The following is a 25179-nucleotide window of genomic DNA, read 5'->3' as shown; positions in this document are numbered from 1 at the left end:
CTGGCCCGCGCTCGATGCCCGATGCGCGACGACGCATGAGTGTCCTCGTCGGCGGCCGTGTGTCACCAGGCGCTGGCTCCGCCGTCGACGGGGTAGTTGGCTCCGGTGATGAAGCTCGCGCGGTCGGAGGCGAGGAAGGCGGCGAGTTCGACGATCTCCTCGGGCCGGGCGAAGCGTTTGAGGAGGGTCTTGCTGGTGATGGCGTCGCGTGCTTCCTGGTTGTCGCCGAGGTCGCGGTCGCTGGCCGGGGTGAGGACGGGGCCGGGGCTGATGGCGACGGCGCGGATGTTGTGGGGGGCGCCTTCGAGGGCGAGTTGGCGGGTCATGCCGATGACGCCCGCGTTGGCGGCGGTGTGGGCGACCATCGGGGGCGTCGAACCGGCGATCAGGCCCGCTTCGGAGGCGACGTTGATGATGACGCCGCCGCCGCGCTGCACGAGGTGGGGCCAGGTGTACTTGGAGACGAAGAAGGGGATGTCGAGCTCTCCGGCCTCGGTGGCGCGCCAGTCCTCGATGGAGAAGTCGGGCATGGCTCCGAAGCGCTGCATTGCGGCGTTGTTGTAGACGACGTCGAGTCCGCCGTAGGCGGCGGCAGCTTCGTCGGCAAGGCGGTGCACCTGGTCGGGGTCGGTGAGGTCGACGGGGGCGATGCCGGTCATGTCGCCGCCGGCGCGGTGCACCATGTCGACGGTCTCTTCGTTGCCCTCGACCTGTATGTCACATCCGACGATCTTCGCTCCCTCCCTCGCGAAGATGAGTGAGGCGACGCGGCCCATGCCCCCGCTGGTGCCAGTGATGAGAATGACCTTGTCCTCGAGGATTCCCATGTGATCTCTCCTTGTCGTTGAAGGGGAATTGAGCAGCTGTGTGTCTGAGGGCTGCGGCCGGCCGCGCTGATGCGTCGGCCGTAGATCCATCGCAGTGCCGGCCCGACGATGTGTCGCGGTTGCGGTGCCTGCTGACGCCGTGATGGCGATGTCGTGGGGATGCCCGCAGGTCGTCCGGATGGTGGGCGCGGCCACCGGCCGGGGATAATTGCTTGACGCTGCAAGTATATCGCGTCGCGGGCAGGCGTCAACGATTGGATGCCGAATGTCCGAGGGCGTGAAGTCTCTCGCTTGCGGCGCTGGCGTGCCGGCTTCGAGCCGTCTCACTCGGTTCAGGCCGTCTTGGAGGGTGTCGGTGCGGCGCGGTGGCGCCGCGCTTCACGTGTCATACCTACCGGCGCAAGCCAATCCGGTCGGACATGCGAAAGCGGACGCACGCGAGAAGACGTACGTCCGCGGCCGGGTGCCTTGCTTCAGCCCGGGGTTATCCTGTCAGGATCATGACAGGACACGGTCACTGCGAGGCGGCCAGGGTGAGGGCCGTCGCCAGCGCAACGAGAGTGAAGATGATAGGCGCCGTCGCGGCACCACGGGCCTCGTTGTCCGCGTAGTCGCCCCACTTCGCGTGGTACCTGACCGCACCGATCATCACGACGGCCACACCGATGGCGGCGGCGATGCCCAGAGGCTGCCACCAGATGCCCACGACGAGGCCCACCGCTGCGGCCACCTCGGCCAGGCCGATGATGCGGATCAGGCCGGAACTGAGGCCCTTGGCTACGAGCCCGTCCGGCACACTGCCCTTGAGCTGTGCCTTAGGCGCGCCCGCGGCGAGAGAGAAGAGAGCGAGAAGAGCGCTGAGGATGACAGCGGCGATGTACACGATGATCCTTGTCGATGAAGTGGTGGTGGGGGCTCCGGTCTAAGGAAGCGTGGGCCCGGAGACAGGTGAAACGTCGGCCGGGCATGTCGCAGGGCCAGACGGAGCATGCCGGGCACTACGGGATGCCGGCCGGGCCCTCGAGGGCCGTACTGCGAGACTGCCCGCGCGGCCCCGGACCCCGATGTGCGGGGGAACCAGCCCCGCGTGTACTCGCGCGTCCGCACGCGCAGACAACGTATCTGCGTTACGCGGCGCGCAGCGGTGCGAGCGCCTGGCTCCAGGCCACGACCTGGTCCAGGGTCGCGTTCAGAGCGTCGACCTGGAAGGCGCCGGGCTTGAACTCGCTGAAGTTCTCGAAGTCGTGGAACAGCGAGAGGGCGACCTGCGCACGCACGTCGGCCATCTGGAGCTCGGCCGCCACCAGGCGCAGGTGCTCCACCGCGCGGGCGCCGCCCAGGGAGCCGTAGCTGACGAAGCCGACGGCCTTGTTGTTCCACTCGGCGTAGAGGAAGTCGATCGCGTTCTTCAGCACCCCGGACGTCGAGTGGTTGTACTCGGGCGTCACGATGATGAAGCCGTCGAAGGAGTCGATCTTGCGCGCCCACTCCTGGGTGTGCGGCTGGGCGTACTGGCCCAGGGACGGCGGGAGCATCTCGTCGAGGTGCGGGAGCTTGTAGTCGAGCAGGTCGACCAGCTCGAACTCGGCTTCGGTGCGCTGCGCGGCGATGTCGCGGACCCAGTGGGCCACGGCCTCGCCGTTACGCCCGGGACGGGTGCTGCCGAGGATGATGCCGATCTTGATCATGTGGAACCCTTCAGGAAGGCCACCCCGGGTACCGATCCGAGATGTAGTTGCTGACGCAAGTAAACAAACAAGAAGTTGCTTCGTCAAGCAACACTGTGGGGAGTGGCGCCTGCTGTGCCCGTCACGGCGTGCCCTTCAGTCCGCCCCGCCCTCCGGGAGCCTGGCGAGCAACCATGAGGCGATGGCGTTGTCGACTGCCACGGAGCTGTTTTCCGCCCCGACCGGGACCTGTTCGAGGATTTGGGCGAGAAACCTGCGCAGGGGGACGGTCGGCACCGACAGGGTGGTCGTCCCGGCCGGTGTGCTGAGCCGGATACGTACGGTGTCGCCGCTGATCCCCGGGCGCTGCGGTCCGCGGGGCGCGGGCCAGATCTGAACGTCTGTCAGTCCGGCCGGCCCGCGCACGCCTTCCGTCAATAGGTCGCGCGCGAACACCGACTCCACGGCGGGTGTCATGCCCGTGTGCACCACCATGCGCACCGCGTACGGATTGGCCGCAGAGTAGTGTTCGCTTCCATCGGGTGTCCGATTGGTCCGCCTCGCGCGTGCGGTCCTGGAAAGAAGCACGCGATCTTGAGGCCTTCTTTTCACCGCACGAACACGACCGGTCTACTTAGTTGCGGTTGGAGGATGTCATGGAGCGGTCGCGGGCAGGGGCTGCATAGGACACCTCGCCGGTGCGGGCACGTGAGCCGCCGTGCCGGCAGCTGAAAAGGTGCGTCAGGTGTTCGTGGAGACCTCGCGGAAGGTGCGGCCCGTCAGCTGCTCGGTGACGGTCTCCAGCAGGTCGTCGGAGAATCCCTTGTCGGCCACGGCCCGGGACATCAACACGGCGCCGACCAGCGCGCTGAGCGTGAGCATGGCCTCGGCCCGGGCGTCCTCGGTGTCCTCGTCCAGACCCGCGATCAGGTCCAGGTAGGTGCGGACCTGGTTCTCGTACGCCTGCTTGATCTGTTCGTCGCCACGGCCGGCGGATGCGCCCAGGGTGACCAGGGCGCATCCAGTGGCCGGTCCGTCCCGGTGCTGCTTTGCGAGGTAGGCCTCGATGAGGCCGGCTCGCGCATCGTGCGTGTTCTTGCGGGCGGACCGTTCCATCTTCGCCGTTCCCTCCGACAGTGCGAAGGCGGCAGCCTGGGTGATCAGGTCGTCCCGGGAACTGAAGTGCTTGTAGAAGCCCCCGTGGGTCAGGCCGGCCTCCTGCATGAGCTCCGCGACGCCGGGGCGGCTGACGCCGTCCGTGCGGATCCTGCGCGACGCGATCCTCAGCACCCGTTCGCGGGTGGCCGCCTTCTCTGCCTGCGAGTGGCCCATGACGACCCTGCCTTTCGAAGAGGGCGGCGCGGTGCGACGCAGCGCAACTGGATGACACTCATCATACACCTGTCGCTGTTAGCACGGCATGAAAGCAACTCTCCCTTGACATTGAGGATGATGAACGTAATCCTCAAACGGGATGATGCCAATAATCCAGATCGGAGTGGACCTTCATGCCCCTGACCTATGACCCGCGGCACACGGCCGTTCTGCTGGTCGACCCGTTCAACGACTTCCTGTCCGAAGGCGGCAAGATCTGGCCGCGCCTCGAGCCCATGGCGGAGCAGGTGGGTCTGCTCGATCATCTGCGGTCCGTCGTCGGCACCGCCCGTGACATCGGCACGCAGGTGATCTTCGTTCCGCACCGACGCTGGGAGAAGGGCGACTATGAGACGTGGGCCCACCCCAACCCCACCCAGCTCGGCATCATGGAGCGCCACAGCTTCGCCCGAGGAACCTGGGGCGGCGAATTCCACCCGGACTTCCAGCCGCTGCCCGGCGAGACGGTCGTCGCCGAGCACTGGGCGCAGAGCGGATTCGCCAACACGGACCTGGACTTCCAGCTCAAGCAGCACGGCATCACCCATGTGGTGCTTGTCGGCCTACTGGCGAACACCTGCATCGAGTCCACAGGCCGTTTCGCCATGGAGCTCGGCTACCACGTGACGCTCGTACGCGACGCGACCGCGGCGTTCCTGCCGGAGATGGTGCACGCCGCGCACGAGCTGAACGGGCCCACCTACGCCCACGCCATCACCACCACCGAAGAGCTCATCGCCGCGTTCAAGGGAGCAAGCGTATGAAACTGACCGGAGACCTCTTGATCGGCGGAGGCCAGGTGCCCGCCACCGCGGGAACCATGAAGGCATTCAACCCCGCCACCGGAGAGTTCATCGAGCCCGAGTTCGCCTTCGGCGGGCAGGCCGAAGTCGACCGTGCCTTGCGCCTGGCCGACGAAGCCTACGACAGCTACAGCCACACCGGGCTGGAGGAGCGGGCGCTGTTCCTCGAACTCGTCGCGGACAAGCTGGAGGCGGCAAAGGACGAACTCGCCACGCGGACCTCCCTGGAAACCGGCCTGCCCGCAGCGCAGTTCGAGGGCGAGGCGGTGCGCAGCGCGGGCGTGTTCCGCAAGTTCGCCGCCGTCGTACGCCAGGGCCGCTTCCTCCACGCGGCCATCGACCCCGCACAGCCGGATCGGCAGCCCACCCCGCGACTGGACCACCGGTTGCAGAGGATAGCCCTCGGCCCCGTGGCGATCTTCGGCGCCAGCAACTTCCCCATCTCCTACTCGGTCGCGGGTGGTGACACCGCCTCCGCGTTGGCCGCCGGCTGCCCCGTTGTCCTCAAGGCCCACAACGCGCACCCCGGCGCGTCCGAGATAGAAGGTCGCATCATCCAGGAGGCGGTCGCCGAATCGGGTCTGCACGCGGGCGTCTTCTCCCTGGTGCGCGGCTCCGGCAACGAGATCGGCGAAGCCATCGTGGACCACCCGCTGGTCAAGGCGGTCACCTTCACCGGATCCGAGGCCGGCGGCATGGCCCTGTACCGCCGCGCCCAGCAGCGCCCCGAACCCATCCCGGTCTTCACCGAGATGACCAGCGTCAACCCGACCTTCGTCCTGCCCGCCGCCCTGGCCGCGCGCGCCGCCGAGATCGGCACCGGCCTCGTGCAGCGCGGCATGTACAACGTCGGACAGGCATGCCTCAAGCCCGCCGTCCTCATCGCCGTCGAGGGGCCCGGTTACGCCGAGCTGCGCGAGGCGGCCGTCACCGAGGTGGAGAAGTGGGACGCGCGCCCCATGCTCACGCCCGGTATCCACGACGCCTACACCCGAAATGCCCAGCGCCACCAGGACAACGGCGCCGTCCGGCTCGGCGAGGGAGCCGTCCCGGAGGGCGGGGCGTACGGACAGGCTCTGCTACTCGAGGTGACTGGTGAGCAGCTGCTGGCCGAGCCCACCCTGCGCGAGGAGGTCTTCGGCCCCACACTCCTGCTGGTCAAGGTCTCCAGCACGGAGCAACTGCTGGAGGCGGCACGCGCCTTCCGCGGACAGCTCTCGGCCACCCTGCACGCGGACGCCGCCGACCGCGCGACCGCGGAGCAGCTTCTGCCTGTCCTGGAACGCCGTACCGGACGGATCGTCTTCAACGCCTTCTCGATCCCCCAGGAGGTGTCGTACGCCTCCACCCACGGCGGCCCCTTCCCCGCCACCTCCGACAGCCGCTTCACGTCGGTCGGCATGGGCGCGATCGAGCGGTTCATCCGCCCGGTCACCTACCAGAACTTCCCCGACGACCTGCTGCCGCAGCCCCTGCGCGAGGCGAATCCGCTCAACGTCTGGCGTCTCGTCGACGGCGAACTCACCCGGTAGTGAACCCGCTGCGGGACCGTCCGCCCACCGTACTGTCCCGCAGCCCCCTTCCCGTCCGAAGAGGAGTACTCATGACCACGACAGACCCGTCCGCAGAACACGAAGAGGGCGTGGCCCGCGACGTGATCCGCATGAAGCTGTTCGGCGCGTGGCAGCTCGTCGCGTACACCGCCACCAGTGCCGACGGGGCGGTCATCCACCCTCTGGGCCGCTCGCCGTACGGCCTGATCCTCTACACCCCCGAGGGATACATGTCCGCTCAACTGGGTCGCGGGGACCGGCCGCTCCTGGGCTCGGCGCGTCTGGAGGACGCGTCAGCCGACGACCTGGCCCGGGCGGCCACCGGCTACGTCGCCTATGGCGGCCCGTTCGAGGTGGTCGATCCGCACACTGTCGAGCACCACCTGACCACGAGCCTCTTTCCGAACTGGATCGGGCGCAAGCAGGTGCGCAGCGTCGAGTTCGCCGGCTCGTTCCTGCGACTCGGCGTCACCACGCCCACCCGGCTGTGGGGTGCCGAGCGTACGGCGGAACTCACATGGAACAGGCTGGTCTGACCGCAGGCTTCCACAGGATTCTGACCACACCACCCGTTCCGGCCCTCCCACGCGGTCCGACCGCGCGACGCGTCTGCCGTCCTGCGGGTGCGGACCCACCGAACGACGACCTACGGAAGCCGGGAAGCCACCCCGTCGGCCACCCGACCCTCCGCCCCCGGCGGCCGATCGCTGCCGGGAACGGGACTTGAGCGCTTCGTCGACGGCTTCGCCAGGCGCGTCGCGGGCTTCGACAAGGTCGCCGTCGCTCGGCCCAAGTCCCTGGTGGACGTCGAGTCCCTGCCGACGGCCGAGTCGTACGGGGCCAGCCTCCAGGCCTTCTTCCAGACCTCCGGACGCCCCGAGAACGCCTACCGCGTCCGCGTGCTGTTCGAGCGCGGCCTCCAGCGCCCCGACGGCGTCGAGGTCGACCTTGGCCGCCGCCTGGCCGACTGAACGGCGTCCAGGCGCACGGCGCGTCCGGCTGAGGAAAACGGTCGCCACCGAGAGGGCTGGCGGTGACCGGCGCGCTGCACCAGCGGCCCCCACGCCTGCGACGGACCCGGAAGGAAAGACGAGATGACGCTCACGCGAAGCGACGTGGAGACACCGGCTGAGGGCGCGACCCCGGCGCGGCTGTCGAATGGTTTGGGCAGCACCTGTCCTGCGTTGCGCCTCCGCGGCGCGCCGGATGCCGGGTGCGTTGTGCGTGGGAGCCTCGCCCGGGCGGCCGACGACCTCCGCCGGAGCGCACACAGCCGCCCCGGACGGCGGATCCCGGCGGCCCCGCGGCCACGGGCGGGAGTACCGCCCCGTGCCGCCCGTCCCGGATACATCACGCCGAGGTGGGATCGTAGGGGTCGTCGACCGCGACGACTCCCTCGCGCCCTTCCCGGCCGCGGAGCGCGCTACGGCGACGGGGCCGTCAAGCCGGACGTGACCGCCCCGGGCGTCGGCATCGTCGCCGCCCGCGCGGAGGGCATCACCCTGGGCGACCTGGTCGCCCAGCCACTATGTCTCGCTGTCCGGGACCTCCACGGCAACCCCGCATGTGGCCGGCGCCGCCGCGCTGCTGGTTCAGCAGCGCGGGGACTGGTCTGTGCGGCACCTGAAGGACGCGCCAAACCTGCACCGCCTCCACGGTGTTCGGCATCGGCGTGACCGAGTTCCACCCCACCATCCCCGGCGGGCACCAGCCGTCGGGGCGCAGGGCTCCGGCACCCCTGGTCATGTCGGGGATTGCTGAGGAGAAGCCTCCCTGACCAGGGGACTTTGATAGAAGACGGTCGGTCGTCTATTCTGCAGGGGTGCCGTTAAGTCGACCGGTAACAGGTCGTAACTCACCACTGTGACTGACTCGGGCGGGGCGTCCTTGTCATTCCGCGCCGGGCACCGCATGCCCGCCGCCACGTGCAGAGGAGAAACCAGATGATGCGTGTCGAAATGTGGACCGATGTCGCCTGCCCGTGGTGCTACGTCGGCAGGGAGCACTTCACCAGAGGGCTTGCCGCTTTCGCGCACCGGGACCAGGTCGAGGTCGTACACCGGTCTTTCGAGCTCAACCCCCAGGCCGAGAACGGCACGGTATCGATCATCGACGCCGTCGCGGCGCAGTACGGCCGGACCCGGGAGCAGCAGGTCGCGCGGGAGGAACAAGCCGCGGCCATGGCCAACGCCGTGGGCCTGGAGTTTCGCATCGGCGGACGTGTCTTCGGAAACACCTTCGACGTGCACCGCCTCTCGCACCTCGCCGCCACCCGGGGACTGCAGGGCACGTTCCTGGACCTCGCCTTCCAGGTCAACTTCGCGCAGGAGGCCTCGATCTACGACCGCGAGACCTTGGTACGTGTGGCGGTCGAGGCGGGGCTGGCCGAGGCCGAGGTGCGAGAGGTGCTCGACAATCCGGACGCGTACGCCGACGAAGTGCGCTCCGACGAGCAACTGGCCGCGGAACTGGGCGCGGGCGGCGTGCCCTTCTTCGTGCTGGAGCGGCGCTACGGCGTGAGCGGGGTCCAGTCGCCCGAGATGTTTACGCAGGCACTGGAGCAGGCGTGGACGGAGAGTGCCGCCGCCTGACCGCTCGGCCGGCCGATGCCGGCCGCCGAGGCGCCACCCGGCTTCGCCCGCAGGAAGTGCCCCTGGCTGTGCCAGCGCGAAGTGTCGCTGCGGCCCAACGGGTACGGCCACTCCCGCCGAGATGGAGCGGCCCTACCCGTTCGGCCTGGATCCAGCCGGTCGGTCCCAGCGCGCGAGGCCCGGTGTGGGACTCAGTGACCGGCGGTGGAGCGTGCGGCCTGCTCGATCACGCGGGTCACCGCGCCGGGGCGGGAGACCGACACGGCGTGGGAGGCCCTGATCTCCGTGGTGTGGGAGTGTGCCCGCTGGGCCATGAACCGCTGCGCGGCGGCCGGAATGTTGAGGTCCTGAGTGGTGATCAGGTTCCACGACGGGATGGCCTTCCAGGCGGTGTGCGTGGCCTGCTCCTCCAGGGCCGTGGCGGCCACGGGGCGCTGCGTCGCGGCCATCAGGTCGCTGATCTGGTGGGGGACGTCGGCCGCGAACTGATCGTGGAACTTGTCGGCCTTGATGTAGAGGTCACTGCCGGTGCCACCGCCGGGCAGCGCGAAGGGGACCGAGTTCAGAGTCGGACCGAGCGTGCCGCCCGGGTACTTGTTGGACAGTTCCAGAGCGGACTCGCCCTTGTCGGGGGCGAAGGCGGCGATGTAGACGAGTGCCTTGACGTTCGGCTCGTTCTCGGCGGCCTCGGTGATCACCGCGCCGCCGTAGGAGTGGCCGGCCAGCACGACGGGGCCTTGCACGCTCTTGAGGAAGGCCTTGAGGTACTCCGCGTCGCTCTTCAGGCCGCGCAGCGGGTTGGCCGGGGCGACCACGGGATAGCCGTCCTGCTTCAGGCGCTTGATGACGCCGTTCCAGCTGGAGGAGTCCGCGAACGCGCCGTGCACCAGGACGACGGTCGGCTTCTTCTCCGACGTGTGGTGCTTGGTCGTCGCGTCCGCGGAGGCGGTGACGGACAGGGCGAGCGCGGCCACTCCCGTCAGGGCACCCACGACGGCGGCGCGCTTGCGGGTGCGGCGAAAGACGGACGAGACGTTCATGTGGATCTCCAGAAGGACGAAGTCGGCGTGCCGGGGGAGCCCCGGCTGTCCCGCCTCGGTCGGCGGCGACAGAGAGAAAGCTAGTGCACGATTAACTTGTGCGCAAGTTAAGTGGAGGCGAGTGTATAGTGTCCCCTGAAAGGTGCGGCAATGTCCGAATTGCCAGCATCCGGAAGGGCGGCCCGCCGACCTGAGAGACAAGGAGTGACACATGAGCGACGACGCGAACGCGCCGGCTTCGACCGCTGTCCCGCCCATGCTGGACAAGCACCTGTGCTTCACCCTGTACGCCGCCTCGCGCGCACTCACCGGCGCTTACCGGCCTCTGCTCGATCCGCTGGGCCTGACCTATCCGCAGTACCTGTTGCTGGTCGCTCTCGGCGAGCACCACACGGTGTCCGTCAAGGACTTGGTCGCCAGGCTGCAGTTGGACTACGGCACCGTGACGCCGCTGATCAAGCGCCTGGAAGCGAATGGTCTGCTCAAGCGGGAGCGCCGGGCCGACGACGAGCGGGTGGTCCAGGTGGCGCTCACCGAGGAGGGCCTGGCGGTGTACCAGCGCCTTTCCAGCGTTCCGCCCGCGATCGGTGAGGCCGTGGGGCTCACGCACGACGAGATCGCCACCCTTCAGACCCTCGTGCGACGGCTGACGACCAACGTCAGCCGCCACAACGCCGCAGCGACCGGGCAGCGGACGGCCTGAGCCCGAGGGCATCCCGCTTCCACTTGAAGCCGGGGTGGGGGGCATGCTCCGCTGTCGTCTCGCCGGGGCGGGGGACGGGCAGCACCTCCAGGGCGACAGGCGTGCTGCCCATGCGGCTCCCGCTGTGCACGTGCTCGGTGTGCAGGGCTTGGTCAGCGATCGGCCTGCTGGATACACCCCGAAGCGCAGGGTGAAGCTGACTTGGCTTGGTGTCCCCGTCTCGACGTGGCCGTACAGCGTGCCGTCCTGCCGTCGCCATGGCGACGACTCCCGTCATTGTCGGCGTCGCGACGGCAGCCGCGACAGCCGTGGCGTTGGCCGGCGTTCCGTCTGTGTGCGCCCGACCGGCCACCGGGCCGCTGTCAGGAAGACGTCGGCGGCGCCCACTTAGGTTCACGGGGCAACTGGTCACCTGCGACTGAGCGCCGGGTGCCGGTACCGGTGTCGCGCATTGGATTCCCGACTCGGTACGCGGCCAGGGCCGGTGGACGGTGCACGGGCGGGACCTCTGCACGAGTGACGCTCACCGGTTAGAGTGGTGACGTGCATGCCTTTCCTTGCGGGACGCTCTTTCTCGACTTCGTCGGAACGCTGCGCGCGCGCCGCGGCGAGGAACCGACGGAGATGCTGGCAGGCCCACAAGCGCTCGACGACTGGTTCGTCGAGTCGGGAATGGTGGACGCGGCTCCCGGAGCCGATCGCACCGAACTTGCCATCGCCGTGAGCCTGCGGGAGTCCCTCTACTCGGTGACGGCGTCGACCCTCACGAAGGAATCGTTGCCCGCCGACGCACTCACCGAGGTGAACCAGCGGGCGGCCGCGCTGCCCGTACAGGTGCAGCTCGGCGACGATGGCGCGCTCCGGACGGGCTCCGTCTCCCAGGGACTCGCGACCCTGGCCCGCGAGGCGGTGGAGATCCTGGGCGGAGCGGAAGCCGATCTTCTGCGCGAGTGCTCCCGCCCCGAGTGCACCCAGACCTACCTCGACCGATCGCGCGGCCGCCGACGGGAATGGTGCGCCATGGAGACGTGCGGCAACAGGGTCAAGGCCGCCGCATACCGGGCCCGTCGGCGCAACGAGAAGAGCTGACGGGGTTCATCGCCCGGCAACGAGTGGTCAGGGGCGCCGCGCGGTCACCCGCCCAGTACCGCAGACGGTGCGGATGCGCCGGTGGGCCCCGAGGGCGCGCAACTCGAACGTGAAGAAGCGCAGTTCTGACGGGCGCGGGCCACGCGCGGCTGGTCGGGGAAGCCCTCGATCTCGGCGTAGAAGCAGCTCGGGCTGGGGCCTGAGCCCATCTCCAGCCCTCGATCTTGGTGAGCTCACCCTGCCGCTCCCTCGGGCAGCACATCCAGGCCGTACTGCCGCGGCGCGGCGGGCGGGGCGAGCGATCGCGCGTCGGGCATCGCCCAGCTCGGCCACCTCGTCGGCGGCTCTCGCTGTGTCGTCGCTGACGAGCGTGCGCCAGCCGTCTTCGTGAAGCAGCTCGCGGCACTGCCCGTGCGCGTACACGTGGCTGCCTACTTGGTCCACGACGTCCAGCGATGTGCGGATACGTTCAAGAGGTCCAAGCGGGTGGCCAGGAAGGGACGTTTCCGGGGGCCCACCTCTTCTTCGGCCTGCTGGACCACGGCCTCCACCTCGTGGTCGGCCGTGATGTCCAGCAGCATGCTGGTGGGGCAACCTGGAGCCGTGCTGAGAAGTCTCTGATGGTGCGCCTGGCGTACGGTTGCGCTGGCCCGGTGACCTGCCGCCAGTGCCTCGCGGGCGAAGGAGCGCCTCAGGACGGCGCTGGCGCCGGTGATGAGGAAGGTCTTGGTCACCGGTGATTCCGTCGTGGGGGCAGCGGGCTCCGCGTGTGGACGCCGGGAGCCCGCGTCGAACCCCTCCGGAGGGGCCTCGGCCGTCAGTGGCCGGCGTTCTGGCCGCCGTCGACGTGGAGGATCTCGCCGGTGACGAAGTGGGCGTTCTCCAGGTAGACGACCGCGTCGACGATGTCGCTGACCTCGCCCATCCGGCCGACCGGATGCAGCGCCGCGAACGTGGCGTGGTGCTCCTCGCTGTGCATCGGCGTCTTGATGATGCCGAGAGACACGGCGTTGCTGCGGATGCCGCGGGTGGCGTACTCGATGGCCAGGGCCTTGGTCGCGGACTGGAGGCCGCCCTTGGTCAGCGACGCGAGAACCGAGTTGACGGAGGAGTTGGCGTGGTCGACCAGGCTGGTCGTGATCTGTACGACGTGTCCGCTGCCCTGACGGAGCATCCGCTCGACCGAGAGCTGGGTGAGGCGGAAGAAGCCGTCCAGGTTCACGCCCTTGACCGCGGCGTAGTCCTCCGAGGTGTACTCGGTGAACGGCTTGGCGATGAAGATGCCGGCGTTGTTGACCAGCGTGTCGATGCGCCCGAACCGTTCGATGGCGGCGCTCGCCACGCGCTCGGCGGTGGATGGGTCGGCGATGTCACCCTGCACCGTCACGACGTCCGCGTCCTCAGACGGCGTGATGGTTCGGGAAGTGGCGACGACGGCGTAGCCGAGCTTGCGGTAGGCGTCGAGCAGGCCGGCGCCGATGCCCTGCGACGCGCCGGTGATGACGGCGACCTTCTGGTCGGTGGTGGTCATGTGCCTTCTCCAAGGGAATCGAGTCGGTTCTTCGAATTGTCGTCTAAACTAGTCGACCGGTCGACAAATTCCGGACGCTCGATGATTTCTCTTGAACACAAGGCCTACTCACCGGTGATGGGAGCCCTGGACTACCAGGTGTGAGCCAATCGGTCGCACACATCGCGCACCCCTCTCCCCAAGGTGCGAGGCATCGTTCGTAGTCCTGCGAACCGACGGCACTGCTTGCACCCCACCCGGGTCGGTGTCTCGCCGCATTCGGGGCATATGTGCTCCTTCGCACACCCGGCACGCCTACGTTTCTTGATCTCCACCGCATAGTTGCCTGGCACGCGCCCGTGTTCCACCTGGGGGCGGACGGGCCTTGCGTCGAGGTGCCGGCGACCCACCGGCACGCCGGAATCCCCGGTGTCGCCACGTATGCAGAGACGCTCCGTGGCAACGTCCCGGCTGCCGTCGCGGCGGTCGCTCAGGCCGGCACTTCCGAAGCCTCCGGCCGCACCCGGAGTCGGTTCACAGGCCTGCCATGCAGGAGGCGGTCCCACCGGTGGCCCGGGAGTGAGCTGACCGCTCGCCGCCATGCTCGGGGCGGCTGTGTTCCGCCAGGCAGTGCCGACGTCATTCGATGCTCCTTTGACACCTCTCGACCGGTCGTCTACTTTGCATAGGCGACCGGTCGTCTACTGTCCCTGAAAATACCCACTCGATGGAGAATCTTCATGACTACCCCTGTCAAGCTCGCTATCGTCTACTACTCCTCCACCGGGACGATCACGGAGATCGCCAGGGAGCTCCATGACGCCGGTGTGAAGGCCGGTGCCGATGTCCGGCTGCTGAAGGTCGCGGAGCTGGCTCCGCAGGCGGCCATCGACTCCAACCCGGCCTGGGCGGCGAACCACGCGGCCACCGCGGGTGTTCCCGAGGCCACGCCGGCGGACATCGAGTGGGCGGACGCCGTGATCTTCGGCACGCCGACCCGCTTCGGCAACGTCTCCTCCCAGCTGAAGCAGTTCGTGGACACCCTGGGCGGCCTGTGGGCCGAGGGCAAGCTCGCCGACAAGGTCTACAGCGGCTTCGTCTCCACGGCGACGGCGCACGCGGGCCATGAGTCGACGCTGCTCGCCCTGTACAACTCGGTCCACCACTTCGGCGGCATCGTGGTCAGCCCGGGCTTCACGGACCCGGCCAAGTTCACCGACGGCAACCCCTACGGCACCTCCCACGCCGACGGCCAGGGCACCAACCCCGTCAACGACACCACCCGCACCGCCGCCCGCATCCAAGCCGAACGCGTAGTCTCGATGGCAGCGAAGCTCAAGGCGGCGGCCGAGTTCCGCGCCAGGGTGGAGTCCCCGGCCCAGGCCGAGCTCCCCGCCGAGGAGAGCCCGCAGCGCTGGTGGCAGCGCCGACGCAAGTAGTGACGGGCTCGACAATGGGGTCTATGCCCAGCGGGTCATCGTCGCGCCCGGCTCCACGGTCGTCTCCGGGCTGGAGCTGATGACGGCGCTGCGCCCGCCGACAAAGCCGCAGCGCGATGCGGAGACCGGCAACTGGACCTCGGGGCACAACCCGGGCTCGCTGGGAAGGGAGCCGATGGACCCGGCTCCGCCGGAGGCCGCCCCGGAGCACCCCGTCGTGGTTCAGTCCGGCGTAACGGCGGGTTCACGATGGCTGGCACGGGAGCGGCCGACGTGGCGCCCCGGCATACGGGCGGCCGTGATCAGCCAGGCCCGGGTCAATATGCACCGCAAGCTCGCCAACATGGCGAAAACCCGGGCCTGTTCCCGCTCGCCGTACCCTCCGACTGCCTCGTCCACCCCTCGCCCAACTCCAGCCCGCTGTACTTCATGCCCCACGCAGCGTCCGGCAGGCCCTATCCCGGCGGCTTCCGCCTCGGACCCACGCCCGGACTGGCGAAGCTGGAGGGCGTCCAGCCGATGATGTGCGGTCGATCTGCTGGAGCAGGGGCCGAACCCGGCCCGCCACATCAAAGGCGGGCGACGCCGTCCTGGGCGAGGGAGAGTACACCGTGGGGGAGATCGAGGATGCCATCGAGCGCGCCGACCGGGAAGCCTTCACCGGCGAGCCGCCCCAGACCTCGAAAGGCCAGATCGGCCACCCTATCCGTCAGTTGGGCAGCGCCAAGGCAGTCGCCAGGAGATCGGTGTCACCGCCGACTCCGTCAACCGCTACCGCCGCGGCGCCCGCAAACACGCCTGACCCGACATCGCCGCGAACATGTACGCCACGGTCCGGGCCCGATGGGACCCCGGCGTACACAAAGCCGGCAGCGCCAAGGCGCCGCCACCGGCGGCATCACCGTGGAGACCCTGCGCCCGCTTGGTCGTTCCGATGTCGTCCGTCACCGCCGCGACTTCTCTGGCCAGTGCCTCTGGCCTTGGTGGAGAGCCCGGAGGATGAGGTCGGCGCTGTTCACTCGGCCACCTCCGAGCGGCCGCGCCCGCCTCGCGTGGTGCCGACCGACTCGGTGACCATGGCGGCAGGGCCGCCCGTTGTCTCTGACGCGGCGTTGCTGCCGGCGGGAGCGGATGCAGTGGTGGTCGGCGCCGGTGCGGTACGGCCGGCTCCACGCCGCGCAATGCTGCTCCCGCGGTCTTGAACACTGGTTGCCGGACAGGCTGCTGCTCGAAGCGCGCTTCGAGGTGCTGATCCGGCTGCGGCACCGGGCCGTGCTCCGGCGTCTTGCCCGGTTCCACGAGACGGTGGCACCACATAGGGCGTCGGCCCTACGGTCACCGCGCCCGCCACCGGTTGGGCCGCTCCGGCCACGGGTGAGCGGGCCGTACCTGATGCCGCGTAATGGGCGTAGTAGCTCCCCTCGCTGGGATCACGCGTTGTCTCCGTCCCGGGAGGTACCAGGCAGCCCGCCGTCCAGCGGAAGACGCGCTGCCATCAAGAAACCTTGGCGCGTCCCATCCAAGCGCGTGCGCTCGCCGGCCATGAGGTCGGGCATCGCCATGCGTACATCGTCCATGGTGTCTCGCAGCAGTACTTCGACCTCCGGGGCCAGCATCCCGAGACCTGCCCGCAAACTATTGATTGCTGCCTCATGAGATTGCCCGAGCGCCTTGTAGGGGATTCGGGAATCTGCCATAAGAACATCTGGAAGGGGCACGGCAAGCTCTCCGCTGACCTCTGCTGCCTCGGACTGTGGGGTCTGGACACGGCCCAGGGGATCACCTCTCCGTACCATGAGGAGGCCGTTGTGCGGACCGCCATGATCGGTGCCGCCGACAAGGGCGTCGGCCTCGCCGTCGCGCACAAGCTCGGAACCGGAGGTCCAGTCACCGTCGCGCGCGGGCGCACCGACGCACCTCTCCCAGGAGGACGACGTAGCGCCGGAACTTACTCGTCCCTTTGGCGAGCTCGACAGCAAGATCCTCACCTGGCCCCGTATTTCACGGGTGGCCTATTTGGCTGGAGAGCGGGGCTGGGCAGGGTTGCCTTCTTCCGACCGTGAGCGGCGACCCGTACACCCGCACCTGCTTGCAAGAACACAAAGGAACCACGATGACCGCACCAGATCACACTCGTCACCGTCCAGTCCTCCTCAGCACGTACCCGACGCCCCTCCAGCCGGCCAGTCGGCTGGCCACAGCCATCGGTCTGCGGCCAGAGGACCTCTGGATCAAACGCGACGACCTGACCGGACTCGCGGGCGGCGGAAACAAGATCCGCAAGCTTGAATGGACGGTCGGAGCGGCTCTTGCCGACGGCGCGGACACCCTGGTCACAACGGGGGCCGCGCAGAGCAACCACGCCCGTCTCACTGCCGCCGCCGGCGCACGACTCGGGCTTGACGTCGTCCTGGTCTTTCCCGGCACACCGAGTCCGTCGTGGACGGGCAACCTGGTCCTCGACAGCTTTCTGGGCGCGAGCATCTTCTGGGCAGGGGAGGTCGATGCGGACGGGCTCGCGGACGCCGCCCATAGTGTGGCCGATCGCCTGCGGAGGGCAGGGGCGAGGACCGCGTTCATCCCCTTCGGCGGGTCCAGTTCGCTGGGAGCACGCGGTTACCTCCAGTGCGCCAGGGAACTGCGTGCACAGGCGTCCGACATCCGGCACACCGTCGTGGCCCTGGGATCCGGGGGGACGATGGCCGGCCTGGTCGCCGGCTTCGGTGCCGAAGCGGTCCTGGGGGTGGACACAGGAGCGCGCTCCGGTGCCGCCGAGGCCGTGCAGGACTTCGCCGGCCCACTCATGTCACGCCCCCTGGAGGCAGCCGATCTGCGTGTCCGCGACGATCAGATCGGGGCCGGATACGCGACATACACCGATGAGGCCGCCGCCGCCCTGTCGGTCACGGCCCGCACCGAAGGCATCATCCTGGATCCCATCTACACGGGCCGGGCCATGGCCGGTCTCATCGCCGCCGTCCGTGACGGCGACATCAGGCCGGGCGAGAAGACCGTTTTCCTTCATACGGGAGGACTTCCGGGCCTCTTCGGCAACGCTGACGCCCAGGCACACGCTGCGAGGATCGCCAAGTCGCTCGACTGACCGGACATGCGGGCACCGTGGCCTGGGGGAGTGGAGCACCGTACCCAGCGAGGAAGCCGCGGCCTGGACCTCGACGGCCTCGGCGATGTACCGGCAGGCGGCGGTGGTGCCTACGCCGAAGCCGGCCGCAAGTTGGGCATAGGTGTGCCCGCACCGCAGGTGGGCCAGGCCAGCAGGGCCTGGCGGCCCGTGGTCAGCCGTCGCCAGCGGGTGCCGCGCCGGCGGCGATGGGCGCGCAGCCGTGCGGACAGGAAGGGGTCTGTCAAACGAGCGGTGTATCTGGGGTTGTTGGTTACTGACGGGCTGCTGGCAGTCGGCCGTGGAAGGTTGTGCCGAAGCCGTTCAGCGCGGTCTTCCAGCGCATGGTCCAGCGGGCCTGTCCCTTGCCGGTGGGGTCGAGGGACATGATCGCCATGTAGACGCACTTCAACGCGGCCTGCTCGCTGGGGGAGTGGCCGCGGGCCTTGAGAGCCCGTCGTATCCGCGCATTCACCGACTCAATTGCGTTGGTGGTGCAGACGATGCGTTCTACCACAGCTTCACGATCGCCGTGTACTTCCTGCCCCACGCGTCAGCAGCCCGGCAACCAGTCCTCCTGGCAGCGTCCAGTCCACCCTCGTTCCCCTGCCCGTTGTTGGTATCGGACAGGCAGGCGCGGTCTCGGGGCTGCGTCTACGTGACCGGCAACGTCTACGGCTGCGCCTGTGGTGGGCTGGCCCCAGGGGGTTTGCCTATGACGCGGTACATGCCGATCGAGTCGTGGGTGGCGGTGTCGGCGAAGCCGAACTTCTCGTAGAGAAAGCAGGCCGGGCCGTCGGCGATCAGTGAGACGTATGCGGTGGCGGGCGCCCGGCGTTCCAGTTCCTCGGTGAGTGCGGTCATGATGCGCTTGCCGAGGCCGCGGCCTTGGTGGGCGGGGTTAACGCACATGTCGACGATCTGGAAGGCGGTGCCGCCGTCCCCGATGATCCGTCCCATGCCGATGGGCTGCCCTCCGTGGCTGAGGATCACCCCGTACCACGTGTTCGGCAGGGCGAGCGTGACCGCTTCGGGGTCCTTGTCGGAGAGGCCGGCGTCGGTGCGCAGGCGGCGGAAGACCTCGACGGAGGGCACACCGACGCTCAACTCGTACGGGTCGTTCAAGCTGTCCACTTCCGATCGTGCGTTCGCTGCGGTGACGGTCTGCCGTGGGGCTCGGCTGGTGGGTCAGTGGCCGGTTTCGGCGTGGCCGCCGTGGTCGGTGAGTTGTGCTTCGAACCAGTCGTGCAGGGCGTCCACCAACGTGGGCTCGTCGGTGGTGTACGTCAGGGTGGCTCCGTCGGTCCGCTCCGTGTAGCGGACCTCGATTCGGTCGTAGCTCTCCTCCAGTGTGGCCAGTCCCGGCATGCTGTCGCCGTGGATCTGGGCGGGGTCGCCGAAGTCGCCCTGGCCGAAAGCCTTGGCCTCCTGCTTCAGGTGGGTGCGAATGAGGGCGATCTGCTTGGTGTCGTCGGGCTTATCTGCGACGACGTCCTGGATGCCGCCTGTGTCGGTCGGGGTGAAGTGGTGGGTGGTCTCTTCGAGGTCGAAGGGCATCACGGACCGGCCGCGTTCGGCGACCGCTTCCTGCCGGTCGGTCCGCCGCTCGCTGCTGTCCTTTTGGGGGCCGCCGATCCAGATGGCTGCGCTCACTGCCGCGCCCATGCAGGCCGTTGTGATGCCGGCCGTCAGCAGCCGGCGCTTTCCGATGTTCATCCTGTGCCTCCGTGAGCATTTCCGAGGGCGTGCGGTACGTCCGTTCCGTTGTGGGTGGGATCGCTGCGATGCGGTGGCGGGGGCATAGCGCAGTCCTTCGGCTTCGCCTGCGCGGCCCGCCACTTTCGGCCCTGCGGTATGTGGCCTGGGCCTACTGCTGCTTGGCGGGGATCAGCCACCAGACGATGACGGCGGAGACTGCGGCCAGGCCGGTGGCGACGAGGAACGCGTCGTCGAAGCCGGAGGCGCTCTGGGCACCGGTGTGCGCGGCGATGCCCGCGGCGGCGGCGCTGGAGACGGCCGCGGCGCCTGCGGAGGCGCCGAACTCGTGGAAGGTGCTGACGATGCCCGACGCGACCCCGGCCTCGTGGGGGGCGACACTGGCGAGTGCGGTGGCGGAGGCAACCACGAACAGGCCGCCCAGTCCCGCCGCGGCCACGCTCACTCCGGTGACCATCGCGGCCGTTCCGGACCACAGCACCGGCACGAGGAACCCGGCGGACGCCACAGCCAAAGAGAGCACCGCCAGCAGCCGGGGTCCAAGAACGCCGATCACACGGCCGGCGGCCGCGGCGGCGGCCATGGTCAGCAGCGCCACCGGCAGGAACAGCACACCGGTCGTCAGTGCCGCGTGGTCCTGAAGGTTCTGCAGGTAGAAGGAGCCGAGGAAGAAGGCCCCCACCATCAGCGCCGTCGTGACGGCGATGACGAAGGTGCCCGCCACCACCGGCCGCCGGATGAGCAGCCGCAGGTCCATCAGCGGCGCCGCCGCCCGGCGCTGCCAGAGGGCGAAGGCCCCGTAACCGGCTGCCGCAGCGAAGGCCAAGGCCACGGTGACCAGTTCGAGCCAGCCGTGGTCACCGGCACGGATCAGGGCGTAGATGAGCGCGCCGGTCGCGGCGGCGACCAAAACGGCGCCAGGTATGTCCAGGGAGCCTGTGGCCGCGCGAGGCAGGCGGGGCAGGATCCGGGCGAGTGAGACGAGGACGACCAGGCCAACGGGGACGTTGACGAAGAAGACCCAGGCCCAGCCCGGACCCGCCGTGATCAGCCCGCCCAGCAGCACACCGAGGGCGGCGCCCCCGCCGCCAAGCCCCGACCAGATGCCCAGCGCGCGGTTGCGCTCGTCGCCGTCGAACAGCCGCACCACCACCGACAGCGCAGCGGGTGAGAGCATTGCGGCGCCCGCGCCCTGGGCGGTCCGTGCGGCAAGCAGCAGTGGGGCGCCGGTGGCCAGCCCGGCGGCCAGGGAGGCGGCGGTGAACACGGCGAGCCCGGCCAGGACGACCCGCTTGGGGCCGAAGAGGTCCGCGGCCCGGCCGCCGAGCAGCATCAGGCTCCCGAACGTGAGGGCGTAGCCGCTGACCACCCAGGTCAAGGCCGCGCGGTCCAGGTCCAGTTCGGCGCCCATGTCCGGCAGGGCGATCGCGACGACGGTGATGTCGAGGATCAGCATCAGCTGGGCCAGTCCCAGCAGTCCCAGGGCCGTCCAGCGCAGTGGATGCGGCGCATCCGGCGGGCGGCTGGTGGTGGTTTCCGTGTCGCTCATGAACGCGTACCCCTCGTCTCTAAGTCGTACAGCGATGTTCACGTTATACGCCCGGGGGGTATAAGCCAAACAGTGCTGTACGACCTACCGGGGTAGAGTGGGCGCCATGGGCAGCAAGAACTCCACGACCGCCAAACGCGCCGACGCGCTGCGCAGCATCGAGGCGATCGTGCAGGCCGCCGCCGAATGCCTCGGGCGCAACCCGGAGGCGAGCCTCAGCGAGATCGCGCGGGCCGCAGGCGTGGGCCGGGTGACGCTGTATGGCCACTTCGCCTCACGGGCGGAGGTCGTCGACGCGGCGATGAGCCGCGCTCTCGACCGGGGCAACGAGGTCCTGGACACGGTCGATATGACCGGTGACCCGCGGCTCGCCCTGTCCCGGTACATCGAGGCCGGCTGGTACCTGGTGGACCGGGCACGGGCGCTGCTCACCGCCGCGCAACGGGAGCTGTCCGCTGGGCGCATCCGCGAACTGCATGCCGGGCCCGCCGCCCGTGTCGAGGCACTGGTCGCCCGCGGCCGCGCCGAGGGGGTCTTCCGTACGGACCTGCCGATCGCCTGGATGGTCAACGTCTTGCACGCGGTCATGCACAGCGCGGCGGAGGAGATCCGCGCCGGCCGACTCACCTCCGACCGCGCTGCCGACCACATCACGGCCACAGTTCTCGCCGCCTTCACACCCCCGGGCAAACCGGTACCCGAAGCCGGCGGCGCCTCGTAACGGCGCCAGAATTTGACGTCCTCCATCGTGATCAGACGGTGGTGAGCGGCGTCGCCCGCCCATCGGACAAGGATGGGACCTTGTGCACCGTCAGATGTGCGGCTCGACCGCTAGTGTCCTGAGTCGGAGATTCGTGGGCAGTAGGCGGCGACTTTGTCGAGGATGCCGTCGGCGGTCTTCGTCCAGACGAAGGGACGCGGGTGCTCGTTCCAGTCGGCGAACCAGTTGGATGAGTTCGGCCCCCTCACACCCAGCCCCACCCAGGCCATCAGTGGACCGGCCGCGGCGGCAAGCCCAAGGACGCCGACCACGATCCGCTTCCGCGCCGCCGCGCGACCTACACCCGCCCGCACGGTGTCCGCCACCTGCTCGCCGCATACAACCTGGGCAAGGACGATCTTTGCGGCCACATCAAGAAGACCAAGAACCGCTCCAAGTTCCTGGAGTTCTGCCGCTACCTGCGCTCCCTCCACCCCTTCGGCAAGCGCATCGCAATCATCTGCGACAACTATTACCCGCACCTGACCACCAACTGCTGCCGCCGCGTCGCCGACTGGGCCCATGTCAACAGCGTCAAGATCGCCTGTACCCCGACCCACAGCTCATGGCTCAACCGCATCGAGGCCCAGTTCACCGCCCTGCGCTACTTCGCCTCGACGGCACCGACCACCCCATCCGCAATCCTCAGGGCAGCATGATCCGCCGCTATGCCATCTGGCGGAACAAGAACGCCGCTGACAAGCACCCCAAAGCCCTCGTGAGTAGCGCCAACACAGCCTGACCTGCAACAACAGCGGCAACAGGCGACGTCACCACAGGTGAAGGAAGTCCCGGACATCGTCATAGCCATCAAGGGCCCGACCGTCCACATCCGACGGGTCCGCCTCCGCCCGCGCCGCCAGCGACTCCGCCAAGGCACGGGCCTTATCGCTGAGATGCCCGAAGCGTCGAGCGGTATGGCCCAGGCACAGCTCAGCCAGCCCGAGCAGCGGACTACCCGACACAGCCCGCGTCCCGACCTGCACGCACCAGTGCTCGACGAACCCCGCGTCGTCGTCGTTCAACGCGGTGCCGACCAGGACTCCCGCCGCCTCGACCTCTGCTGAGCGGTCACGCAGAGCCCGCTCCAACGTCTCGACCACCACCCCGTGAGGCAGCGCGGGAGGGTTCTCGAAGCTCAGATGAGAATGCATCCCAGGAGACTACGCGGACCGCATCCACCGGCTACCTGCCGCGAACCCGTCCGGCAGGACGGGGCAAACGGTGCTTGATGCGGCACTATTCGAGGATGCCGAGGGCGGTGTCGGGCCTGCAGTGGATGCACGGGGGCGCCCACTGGCGGGACGCGGGGCGGCACGGGCCGCTCTAGGCCGCGGCCCAGCAGTCACCCACGTGCACGGCGTCCATCCGAACACGCGCTCTAATGAAATTGTGCACCTGCGTGGACCACCTCACCGACACCAGGAACGCGTCCTGTCCTGCGTCCGCCGGCACATCGCCGATCATGGACACGATCCGGCAGATCGGGGCAGCGGTCGGGATGCGTAGCAGGGCCTCGGTGCACTACCAGTCGATGGAGCTCGAGGCGAAAGCGGCGATTGTGCGCGAGCCGGGCCGGTGGAGAGGGATCCGCCTCCTGCAAACAGTCCCGGCCGTTTCCACCTGCTGCTCGCCGCCGATGGCTGGCTGGTGCAGCACGGCTGGTGGGGGAGTGAGCAGACCGCACGTGGCACGTTCTGGCGTGGGGTCGGGAAGTACGGCAGCATGCCCGGCGCCCGCCTCACTCTCACCGACGAAGACACCGATCACGTGCTGGTCAGGTCACCTGGCCCTGGGGCCGTCTGCGACGCGTGCGTGCCAAAGCGGAAGACGTACGAGTCTGTTGGTCGACGTGGCGGAGTCTTCGGGAGCGTCTCCTGCGCTGTCGCGAATATCGGCGGGCCCCCTCGCGCGTGGGGCGCGGGTCGGGTGAATGGTGGTGGCCGCTGAGCGTTGGGCCAGGGCGTCGAGGGTGTTCGCTGGCACCGCCGTCCGCCCCGGCCGGGAGCAGTGTCCCTTCTGTGCGCTGCGGCAGCGCGGTGCTGAGGTCAGAGTTGGACGACGACGAGGGCGATGTCGTCGTCCGGGCCGTTCTGAAGTGGCGGTAGGTCGGTGAGGAGGGCGTCGGCCAGGGGTTCGGGGCTGAGATGGCCGTGGCGGGCCAGGCTCTGGGTGAGGTGGGTCAGCCCGGTGTCGATGTCCTGGTCGCGGCGTTCGATGAGGCCGTCGGTGTAGAGCACCAAGGTGGCGCCGGGCCGGTAGGCCAGGGTGGCCTGAGTTCTGGGTGCTTGGGGTGCCAATGCTCCCAGTGGCGGGTCGGCCACCTGATCCAGGACGAGCACGGTGCGTCTGTCGGCGTCGAGCAGCAGGGGTGGGGGGTGGCCGGCGCGGCTGTAGGTGATGGTGCAGGTGATTTCATCGATAAGGGTCTGCACGGCGGTGGTCGCCAGTGCGCCTTCGACGGTGACCGCGTAGTGGGCCAGGGCCTTGAGAGCTCGGGCGGGCTGACATGTGGCGTGCATGGCGGTGCTCAGGGCGCTGCGGAGCTGGCCCATGATGCCGGCGGCGCTCAGGCCGTGACCGACGACGTCCCCGACCGCGACAGAAAGCCAGTCCGGTCCGAGCTCGCAGAAGTCGTACCAGTCCCCGCACACGTGCATGGTGCTCGCAGCCGGCTGATAGCGCACCGCGACGTTACTCCGCTCCCGCGTCGTGTCGGGCAGCATGGCCTGCTGCAAGGTCACGGCGATCTCCCTCTCCCGCGCGTAAGCGCGCTGCAGCTCCTCGTTGAGCTTGCTGAGTTCCTGGGAGCGGGCCAGTAGCGAGGCCGCCATGGCTTCCTCATCGCTCAGCTTCTCGCCGTTGCGCAGCGCAGCACGGGCATGGACCAAAGTGGTGACGTCTTTGACGTGCGCAAGGATCAGAAGGACCTGACGGCCTGGACCGAGGACCGGGGCGGTGACCAGGCTCCAGTAGCGTTCCTCACGGCGCCCTGGCCGGCCGGGCACCGGAGAGTCGTACCGCTGCAGCGCCATGGTGTCGGGCTCGCGTGTGGTGAGCACTCGCTGCACCGAAGCGCGGAGTTGGTTGCCTGGGGCTTGGGGGTCTCGTGGATCCTGCGGGAACACGTCGAACACCGAGTAGCCCACCAGTTCCTGACGGGAGTGCCCGGATCTGTCGAGGAAGTCCTGGGTGGCGTCCACCATCACCAGATCCGGGGTCAGGAGCAGTCCTGGCCCCGGAAACGCGCGGAAGACCGCCGTGTAGTCCAAAGCGAACGACGGAAACTGACCACTGCCGGGTGCGCTCATTCCCCGACGTCTACCCCCTACCAGGCGAGTCTCGGCTGACCGACACCCGACCGCGGCTTCCGGAACCACTGAAAGAACGCGGCTCGCCTCGGCTTTCTGACCGTGCTCGGTCATCAGGACCATCTT

Annotated in this window: 24 protein-coding genes and 6 pseudogenes; 13 read left to right on the top strand and 17 right to left on the bottom strand. The window is 68.9% G+C overall.

Translation table 11 applies throughout. The features are described from left to right. Positions 1–62: 62 nt before the first annotated feature. The 5 genes from ACIP2X_RS08765 to ACIP2X_RS08745 all read right to left on the bottom strand — a co-directional run bounded on the left by ACIP2X_RS08765 (position 63) and on the right by ACIP2X_RS08745 (position 3826). Positions 63–827, bottom strand: a complete 765-nt coding sequence (locus ACIP2X_RS08765) for an SDR family NAD(P)-dependent oxidoreductase (RefSeq protein ID WP_401669409.1) — start codon at positions 825–827, stop codon at positions 63–65. Positions 828–1341: 514 nt separating this feature from the next. Continuing rightward, positions 1342–1710 carry a DoxX family protein gene (locus tag ACIP2X_RS08760; RefSeq protein WP_401669406.1) on the bottom strand — a complete coding sequence of 123 codons (369 nt, stop codon included), beginning with the start codon at positions 1708–1710 and terminating at the stop codon, positions 1342–1344. Positions 1711–1954: 244 nt separating this feature from the next. Continuing rightward, entirely contained in the window at positions 1955–2515 is a 561-nt protein-coding gene (locus ACIP2X_RS08755; RefSeq protein ID WP_401669404.1) for an NADPH-dependent FMN reductase, read from the bottom strand. Between the two features lie 135 nt (positions 2516–2650). Beyond that, positions 2651–3082: an SsgA family sporulation/cell division regulator gene (locus tag ACIP2X_RS08750; RefSeq protein WP_401669401.1), complete on the bottom strand. Its 432-nt coding sequence runs from the start codon at positions 3080–3082 to the stop codon at positions 2651–2653. A 153-nt stretch (positions 3083–3235) separates the two neighbouring features. Beyond that, positions 3236–3826 (bottom strand): TetR/AcrR family transcriptional regulator, encoded by a 591-nt coding sequence (locus ACIP2X_RS08745; protein ID WP_401669399.1) that lies wholly within the window; start codon positions 3824–3826, stop codon positions 3236–3238. 176 nt (positions 3827–4002) lie between these two features. Between ACIP2X_RS08745 and ACIP2X_RS08740 the strand changes: the two genes are divergently transcribed. From ACIP2X_RS08740 to ACIP2X_RS08715, 6 genes and pseudogenes are all read left to right on the top strand, one after another. Then, positions 4003–4632, top strand: a complete 630-nt coding sequence (locus tag ACIP2X_RS08740) for an isochorismatase family cysteine hydrolase (protein WP_401669397.1) — start codon at positions 4003–4005, stop codon at positions 4630–4632. Beyond that, a complete protein-coding gene (locus ACIP2X_RS08735) occupies positions 4629–6203 on the top strand; it encodes an aldehyde dehydrogenase (NADP(+)) (protein WP_401669394.1) in 1575 nt (524 codons plus the stop codon). The genes ACIP2X_RS08740 and ACIP2X_RS08735 overlap by 4 nt, the downstream gene beginning before the upstream one ends. Before the next feature lie 71 nt (positions 6204–6274). Further along, a complete protein-coding gene (locus ACIP2X_RS08730) occupies positions 6275–6760 on the top strand; it encodes a lipocalin-like domain-containing protein (protein WP_401669391.1) in 486 nt (161 codons plus the stop codon). 87 nt (positions 6761–6847) lie between these two features. Further along, on the top strand, positions 6848–7195 hold the full coding sequence (locus ACIP2X_RS08725) for a hypothetical protein (RefSeq protein ID WP_401669388.1): 348 nt from the start codon (positions 6848–6850) through the stop codon (positions 7193–7195). Between the two features lie 397 nt (positions 7196–7592). Beyond that, positions 7593–7859: pseudogene (locus ACIP2X_RS08720) on the top strand (S8 family serine peptidase); the annotation flags it as partial. 308 nt (positions 7860–8167) lie between these two features. Further along, positions 8168–8815, top strand: coding sequence for a DsbA family oxidoreductase (locus ACIP2X_RS08715; RefSeq protein WP_401669386.1), 648 nt, complete (start codon positions 8168–8170; stop codon positions 8813–8815). Positions 8816–9006: 191 nt separating this feature from the next. Here the strand turns inward: ACIP2X_RS08715 and ACIP2X_RS08710 are convergent, their stop codons facing one another. Beyond that, the gene (locus ACIP2X_RS08710; protein ID WP_401669384.1) at positions 9007–9855 is read right to left on the bottom strand and encodes an alpha/beta fold hydrolase; all 849 of its coding nucleotides are present in this window, start codon (positions 9853–9855) and stop codon (positions 9007–9009) included. 211 nt (positions 9856–10066) lie between these two features. Between ACIP2X_RS08710 and ACIP2X_RS08705 the strand changes: the two genes are divergently transcribed. Together ACIP2X_RS08705 and ACIP2X_RS08700 are read left to right on the top strand one after the other, a co-directional pair. Beyond that, complete coding sequence (locus tag ACIP2X_RS08705; RefSeq protein ID WP_401669382.1) at positions 10067–10558, top strand: MarR family winged helix-turn-helix transcriptional regulator; 492 nt, start codon at positions 10067–10069, stop codon at positions 10556–10558. Positions 10559–11101: 543 nt separating this feature from the next. After that, a complete protein-coding gene (locus ACIP2X_RS08700) occupies positions 11102–11647 on the top strand; it encodes a CGNR zinc finger domain-containing protein (protein WP_401669380.1) in 546 nt (181 codons plus the stop codon). Between the two features lie 27 nt (positions 11648–11674). On the opposite strand, the gene ACIP2X_RS08695 is transcribed toward ACIP2X_RS08700, so the two are convergent. From ACIP2X_RS08695 to ACIP2X_RS08685, 3 genes are all read right to left on the bottom strand, one after another. Next, positions 11675–12070, bottom strand: coding sequence for a hypothetical protein (locus ACIP2X_RS08695; RefSeq protein WP_401669377.1), 396 nt, complete (start codon positions 12068–12070; stop codon positions 11675–11677). A gap of 8 nt (positions 12071–12078) precedes the next feature. Further along, a complete protein-coding gene (locus ACIP2X_RS08690; RefSeq protein ID WP_401669375.1) occupies positions 12079–12381 on the bottom strand; it encodes a hypothetical protein in 303 nt (100 codons plus the stop codon). 83 nt (positions 12382–12464) lie between these two features. Beyond that, the gene (locus ACIP2X_RS08685; protein WP_401669373.1) at positions 12465–13178 is read right to left on the bottom strand and encodes an SDR family NAD(P)-dependent oxidoreductase; all 714 of its coding nucleotides are present in this window, start codon (positions 13176–13178) and stop codon (positions 12465–12467) included. Positions 13179–13897: 719 nt separating this feature from the next. Between ACIP2X_RS08685 and wrbA the strand changes: the two genes are divergently transcribed. The 3 genes and pseudogenes from wrbA (at position 13898) to ACIP2X_RS08670 (ending at position 17699) form a co-directional block, all read left to right on the top strand. Beyond that, a complete protein-coding gene (gene wrbA, locus ACIP2X_RS08680; protein ID WP_401669370.1) occupies positions 13898–14596 on the top strand; it encodes an NAD(P)H:quinone oxidoreductase in 699 nt (232 codons plus the stop codon). A 16-nt stretch (positions 14597–14612) separates the two neighbouring features. Next, a pseudogene (locus ACIP2X_RS08675) lies at positions 14613–15201 on the top strand (hypothetical protein); the annotation flags it as partial. A gap of 1508 nt (positions 15202–16709) precedes the next feature. Then, a complete protein-coding gene (locus ACIP2X_RS08670; RefSeq protein WP_401672244.1) occupies positions 16710–17699 on the top strand; it encodes a D-cysteine desulfhydrase family protein in 990 nt (329 codons plus the stop codon). A gap of 57 nt (positions 17700–17756) precedes the next feature. On the opposite strand, the pseudogene ACIP2X_RS08665 reads toward ACIP2X_RS08670, so the two are convergent. From ACIP2X_RS08665 to ACIP2X_RS08645, 5 genes and pseudogenes are all read right to left on the bottom strand, one after another. Next, positions 17757–17965, bottom strand: a pseudogene (locus tag ACIP2X_RS08665) (transposase family protein); the annotation flags it as partial. A gap of 26 nt (positions 17966–17991) precedes the next feature. Further along, positions 17992–18225 (bottom strand): annotated as a pseudogene (locus ACIP2X_RS08660) (transposase); the annotation flags it as partial. A 164-nt stretch (positions 18226–18389) separates the two neighbouring features. Then, positions 18390–18851, bottom strand: a complete 462-nt coding sequence (locus ACIP2X_RS08655; protein WP_401669367.1) for a GNAT family N-acetyltransferase — start codon at positions 18849–18851, stop codon at positions 18390–18392. Positions 18852–18905: 54 nt separating this feature from the next. Continuing rightward, positions 18906–19433 (bottom strand): aspartate carbamoyltransferase, encoded by a 528-nt coding sequence (locus tag ACIP2X_RS08650; RefSeq protein ID WP_401669365.1) that lies wholly within the window; start codon positions 19431–19433, stop codon positions 18906–18908. A 151-nt stretch (positions 19434–19584) separates the two neighbouring features. Continuing rightward, positions 19585–20982 (bottom strand): MFS transporter, encoded by a 1398-nt coding sequence (locus ACIP2X_RS08645; RefSeq protein WP_401669362.1) that lies wholly within the window; start codon positions 20980–20982, stop codon positions 19585–19587. A 106-nt stretch (positions 20983–21088) separates the two neighbouring features. On the opposite strand from ACIP2X_RS08645, the gene ACIP2X_RS08640 reads away from it, so the two are divergent. Continuing rightward, the gene (locus ACIP2X_RS08640; RefSeq protein WP_401669360.1) at positions 21089–21703 is read left to right on the top strand and encodes a TetR/AcrR family transcriptional regulator; all 615 of its coding nucleotides are present in this window, start codon (positions 21089–21091) and stop codon (positions 21701–21703) included. Between the two features lie 110 nt (positions 21704–21813). Here ACIP2X_RS08640 and ACIP2X_RS08635 read toward each other — a convergent pair. After that, positions 21814–21927, bottom strand: a pseudogene (locus tag ACIP2X_RS08635) (IS630 family transposase); the annotation flags it as partial. A gap of 1 nt (position 21928) precedes the next feature. On the opposite strand from ACIP2X_RS08635, the pseudogene ACIP2X_RS08630 reads away from it, so the two are divergent. Continuing rightward, positions 21929–22484, top strand: a pseudogene (locus ACIP2X_RS08630) (transposase); the annotation flags it as partial. A gap of 28 nt (positions 22485–22512) precedes the next feature. On the opposite strand, the gene ACIP2X_RS08625 reads toward ACIP2X_RS08630, so the two are convergent. Both ACIP2X_RS08625 and ACIP2X_RS08620 read right to left on the bottom strand, forming a co-directional pair. Further along, positions 22513–22896, bottom strand: a complete 384-nt coding sequence (locus tag ACIP2X_RS08625; RefSeq protein ID WP_401669357.1) for a hypothetical protein — start codon at positions 22894–22896, stop codon at positions 22513–22515. A gap of 894 nt (positions 22897–23790) precedes the next feature. Further along, the gene (locus ACIP2X_RS08620) at positions 23791–25053 is read right to left on the bottom strand and encodes a PP2C family protein-serine/threonine phosphatase (RefSeq protein ID WP_401669354.1); all 1263 of its coding nucleotides are present in this window, start codon (positions 25051–25053) and stop codon (positions 23791–23793) included. Positions 25054–25179: the final 126 nt, after the last annotated feature.

The sequence above is a fragment of the Streptomyces sp. NPDC089424 genome (genome assembly GCF_044749345.1).
Classification (GTDB): domain Bacteria; phylum Actinomycetota; class Actinomycetes; order Streptomycetales; family Streptomycetaceae; genus Streptomyces.
Note: the sequence above shows the minus strand (reverse complement) of the source record. Positions and strands in the feature narration are given on the sequence as shown.

Bases quoted from the DNA above. Each gene is read 5' to 3' on its own strand.
- ACIP2X_RS08735 (WP_401669394.1), top strand. From the start codon at position 4,629: ATGAAACTGACCGGAGACCTCTTGATCGGCGGAGGCCAGGTGCCCGCC.
- ACIP2X_RS08710 (WP_401669384.1), bottom strand. From the start codon at position 9,855: ATGAACGTCTCGTCCGTCTTTCGCCGCACCCGCAAGCGCGCCGCCGTC.
- ACIP2X_RS08755 (WP_401669404.1), bottom strand. From the start codon at position 2,515: ATGATCAAGATCGGCATCATCCTCGGCAGCACCCGTCCCGGGCGTAAC.
- ACIP2X_RS08715 (WP_401669386.1), top strand. From the start codon at position 8,168: ATGATGCGTGTCGAAATGTGGACCGATGTCGCCTGCCCGTGGTGCTAC.
- ACIP2X_RS08645 (WP_401669362.1), bottom strand. From the start codon at position 20,982: ATGAGCGACACGGAAACCACCACCAGCCGCCCGCCGGATGCGCCGCAT.
- ACIP2X_RS08765 (WP_401669409.1), bottom strand. From the start codon at position 827: ATGGGAATCCTCGAGGACAAGGTCATTCTCATCACTGGCACCAGCGGG.
- ACIP2X_RS08740 (WP_401669397.1), top strand. From the start codon at position 4,003: ATGCCCCTGACCTATGACCCGCGGCACACGGCCGTTCTGCTGGTCGAC.
- ACIP2X_RS08685 (WP_401669373.1), bottom strand. From the start codon at position 13,178: ATGACCACCACCGACCAGAAGGTCGCCGTCATCACCGGCGCGTCGCAG.
- ACIP2X_RS08670 (WP_401672244.1), top strand. From the start codon at position 16,710: ATGACCGCACCAGATCACACTCGTCACCGTCCAGTCCTCCTCAGCACG.
- ACIP2X_RS08705 (WP_401669382.1), top strand. From the start codon at position 10,067: ATGAGCGACGACGCGAACGCGCCGGCTTCGACCGCTGTCCCGCCCATG.
- ACIP2X_RS08625 (WP_401669357.1), bottom strand. From the start codon at position 22,896: ATGCATTCTCATCTGAGCTTCGAGAACCCTCCCGCGCTGCCTCACGGG.
- ACIP2X_RS08640 (WP_401669360.1), top strand. From the start codon at position 21,089: ATGGGCAGCAAGAACTCCACGACCGCCAAACGCGCCGACGCGCTGCGC.
- ACIP2X_RS08620 (WP_401669354.1), bottom strand. From the start codon at position 25,053: ATGAGCGCACCCGGCAGTGGTCAGTTTCCGTCGTTCGCTTTGGACTAC.
- ACIP2X_RS08650 (WP_401669365.1), bottom strand. From the start codon at position 19,433: ATGAACATCGGAAAGCGCCGGCTGCTGACGGCCGGCATCACAACGGCC.
- ACIP2X_RS08730 (WP_401669391.1), top strand. From the start codon at position 6,275: ATGACCACGACAGACCCGTCCGCAGAACACGAAGAGGGCGTGGCCCGC.
- wrbA (WP_401669370.1), top strand. From the start codon at position 13,898: ATGACTACCCCTGTCAAGCTCGCTATCGTCTACTACTCCTCCACCGGG.
- ACIP2X_RS08745 (WP_401669399.1), bottom strand. From the start codon at position 3,826: ATGGGCCACTCGCAGGCAGAGAAGGCGGCCACCCGCGAACGGGTGCTG.